The following is a 3,421-nucleotide window of genomic DNA, read 5'->3' as shown; positions in this document are numbered from 1 at the left end:
GTGCTTGCCTACACAAAAGCCCGGGCAATGACCACAGCCTGAAGACAACCGGTGCACACCAGGCCGCCTGGCGTGCACCGCCTTCTATCCGAACCAGGCAGGAGACAACATGGACATCGACAAGCTGATCGCCATCGACACCCACACCCACCTGGAGGTGTCGTGCCGCAACCCGTTCGACAACTACGGCGAAGAGTACGACCGCGCGGCCGACAAGTATTTCCGCTCGAGCAAGCGCCCGACGATGGAGGAAACGCTGGCCTATTACCGCGAGCGCAAGGTCGGATTCGTCAACTTCACGGTGGACGCCGAGGCACAACTGGGCCGCAAGCGCATCAGCAACGAAGAGATCGCTGAAGCGGCCATGGCCAACAGCGACATCATGATCGCTTTCGCCAGCATCGATCCACACAAAGGCAAGATGGGCGCGCGCGAAGCCCGGCGCTTGATCGAAGAATTCGACGTCAGGGGCTTCAAATTCCACCCGACGGTGCAAGGCTTCGAGCCACAAGACCGCATGGCCTGGCCGATCTACGAAGTCATCAACGAATACCAGTTGCCCGCCATCTTCCACAGCGGGCATTCGGGCATTGGCTCGGGCATGCGCTGTGGCGGCGGCCTGCGCCTGCAAAACTCCAATCCAATGCTGTTGGAGGACGTGGCCATTGCCTTCCCCGATATCCAGATCGTCATCGCGCACCCGAGTTGGCCCTGGCAGGACGAAGCGATTTCCCTGGCCATGCACAAACCCAACATCTGGATCGACCTGTCGGGCTGGAGCCCGAAGTATTTTCCGCCACAGCTGGTGCAGTACGCCAACACCTTGCTCAAGGACCGCATCCTCTTTGGCAGCGACTTTCCGCTGATCACGCCAGACCGCTGGATGAAGGACTTTATGGAAGCGGGCTTCAAGCCCGAGGTGCACCCCTTGATCCTGAAGGACAACGCGGTGCGGCTGTTGAAACTGGCGCGACCTTGATCTGACGGATCTCGGCTCGAACGGTTGCCGCGCTTTAGGGAGCAGAGGCCCAAGCCAGATCTGGCTCGATCTGATGCCAGTTGGTGGCTTCCTGGAAGGCGCAGCCCAGTCTAAGAAGGAGGCTTTCTGTACCGGCGCGTCCAACCAACTGGATCGATGTCGGCAAGCCGCGTCGATCCAGTCCTGCTGGAAGGCTTAGAGCACATCCGCCCACATGGTTGACCCAACGTGTGAACTGGCCGAGAGGTGGGATGCGGTCGCTCACCGCATCTAGCGGCGGCGCGGTGCAATGAACTGTGGGCAACAATAGAACCTCGTCCTCCTGGAGCCAGTCTTGAAAGCGTTGGCTCGTTTCGGTACGCAGGCGTCGCGCCGAAGCGACCATGGCGAAGTCGGTGGTACGTGCTTGTTCGAGCCGTCGCCGAACGTCAAGTCCGAATGCCTGAGGCTCGTTCTCAAACCGCTCTTGATGAATGGACCAAGCTTCAGAAGAAATCAGAATACCGGCATCTCGCGTCAGATCGGCGAGAGCAAAGGGCGGCGTGCGCTTGCTCGATGGCGAACCCAATCGTTCGAAAACCGCTCGCGCCTGATCCAATGCCTGTTGCACATCGGGTTCAAGTTGCACCGGATAGTCTGCGGGGTCCAGCAGCCGAATGCGCCATCTTTTCGTCGCACTGGTTGAGGCCAATGTCGATTGCGTCAATGCCTCGAAGAGCGTCGCACAGTCAGAAGCGCTTCTTGCTATCGGACCGACGGTGTCGTACGACGGCGCCAGTGGAAAGACGCCGTCGACTGGAATCAACCCAAAGGATGTTTTTAGACCTGTGACGCCACACAGAGCGGCTGGCATGCGAATGGAACCCGCAGTGTCGCTGCCCAGTGCCGCTCTCGTCATACGTGCCGCCACGGCCACCGCGGCCCCGCTGCTCGACCCCCCGGCAACACGTCGCGTGTAACCATCCCAGGGGTTTCGCGGTGATCCCAGTGCGGCATTGATACCCCATCCCCCGAACGCCAATTCGACCATCTGGGCGCGGCCAACAATTTGTGCGCCGCCTGCGATCAACCGCTGGACCGCCGTCGCCGATCCGGTTGCACGGCGTGTGGCGAACATTGGTGCGCCGACCCCGACGATTTTTCCTGCGATATCGAAGTTGTCTTTGATCGCAATGCTCCAGCCACAAAGCGAGCCTGCTTCGGATTGCCGCAACGCCGACTCGGCATCCACGTCCACGAAGGCATGGAGTGCGTCGTTCAGCCTAAGAATGGATTCACGGCTGGCGTCCGCTGTCGTCATGTTGTTCAAGGTGAATCAGAAAGCGTCGAGGTCCTTGGCGACTTCAACGCGACCGTCGAAATTGAGCTTGATATCCCGAACCACTTCCTGCTCGGTCGCTTTGCCTAGCAAAATCGTGTGGTGCAGCAGCAGCAACTTTGGGTGAGCAGCTTTGGCAATCACCCCAAGATCTTTGGCCGAGGTATGAAACTTTGACATGTACGTGGCCCAGTTGGCTTCTGAATGGGTGAAGTCCTTTTTGACGAACACGTTCTCGATAACCCCCTGGCCAGCGAATACTTCATGAATCAGAATGTCGCAGCCATTGCATGCCTTCTGAATCACGTCTGGCGCAGCGGCGGTATCACCCGAGATCACGATCGATTTGTCGGGCGTGTCGAACCTAAAGCCGAAGGCCTCATGCCACGTCCCGTGGCCGACACGGAATGCCGAGACTGTCACGTTCTCATCTTGGTAGACCTTGCCTGGCTTGATTTCCGTCACTTCAGCCTTGTATCCGGTCTTGTTGCCACCCTCTCCACCTTCTAGGCGAATGTGGATGTCTTGGTCCCACGCTTTCGAAATGTTTTTGAGCATCGTCGCGGACCCTTTGGGACCAATCACCTTGAGAGGCGCCTTGCGGCCGACCACCCAGGGCGTAAGCAACAGGTCCGGGAGGCCTAAAGTGTGGTCGGAATGAAGGTGGGTCAAGAAGACAGTCTTCAGATTGTCTGAAGAAAGAGCCGTTTCCCCTGCCGCGAATGCCGCGGCCGCGCGGCGCACCACGCCAACGCCGGCATCGACAACATAGGCATGGCCACGCACGACGATGGCCAGGGATGGACCCATCGCCTCCGGGTCAGGGCGAGGGTAGCCCGTACCCAGAAAGATCACTTTTGTGCCCGCTTTTTCGACCGAGGCTGTATCAGCTGCGTGGGCGACAGGGCCTAACGAAGACAAAGCGGTGGCCGCGAAGGCCAGTACAGAAATCAACGTTTGACGGCACATGTTGACTGATGTCATTTTTTGCTCCTAGTGAAATAACAGATGCTCGAAGCTGCTTTAGCTTTCGTTTTTTGTAGTTGAGGCGAGGCCCTGTCGGACGGCCGGTTCGAGCCGATACCCGACGGGTAGCAGTTGCAAGCCGAGGCGCCGTTCGACCT

Annotated in this window: 3 protein-coding genes; 1 reads left to right on the top strand and 2 read right to left on the bottom strand. The window is 58.8% G+C overall.

Annotated features, from left to right (window positions below):
* The first annotated feature begins 109 nt into the window (after positions 1 to 109).
* Complete coding sequence (locus ABYB95_RS19745) at positions 110 to 979, top strand: amidohydrolase family protein (protein ID WP_372660822.1); 870 nt, start codon at positions 110 to 112, stop codon at positions 977 to 979.
* Positions 980 to 1,013: 34 nt separating this feature from the next.
* Here the strand turns inward: ABYB95_RS19745 and ABYB95_RS19740 are convergent, their stop codons facing one another.
* Positions 1,014 to 2,279 carry an amidase gene (locus ABYB95_RS19740; protein ID WP_372660825.1) on the bottom strand — a complete coding sequence of 422 codons (1,266 nt, stop codon included), beginning with the start codon at positions 2,277 to 2,279 and terminating at the stop codon, positions 1,014 to 1,016.
* Between the two features lie 15 nt (positions 2,280 to 2,294).
* Positions 2,295 to 3,281 carry an MBL fold metallo-hydrolase gene (locus ABYB95_RS19735; protein ID WP_372660819.1) on the bottom strand — a complete coding sequence of 329 codons (987 nt, stop codon included), beginning with the start codon at positions 3,279 to 3,281 and terminating at the stop codon, positions 2,295 to 2,297.
* Positions 3,282 to 3,421: the final 140 nt, after the last annotated feature.

The organism is Hydrogenophaga sp. (assembly GCF_041633695.1).
Taxonomy (GTDB): Bacteria; Pseudomonadota; Gammaproteobacteria; order Burkholderiales; family Burkholderiaceae_C; genus Hydrogenophaga.
Note: the sequence above shows the minus strand (reverse complement) of the source record. Positions and strands in the feature narration are given on the sequence as shown.

What these genes read in the sequence shown, in the direction of transcription:
- ABYB95_RS19735 (WP_372660819.1), bottom strand. Translation starts at nt 3,281, where the DNA reads ATGACATCAGTCAACATGTGCCGTCAAACGTTGATTTCTGTACTGGCC.
- ABYB95_RS19740 (WP_372660825.1), bottom strand. Translation starts at nt 2,279, where the DNA reads ATGACGACAGCGGACGCCAGCCGTGAATCCATTCTTAGGCTGAACGAC.
- ABYB95_RS19745 (WP_372660822.1), top strand. Translation starts at nt 110, where the DNA reads ATGGACATCGACAAGCTGATCGCCATCGACACCCACACCCACCTGGAG.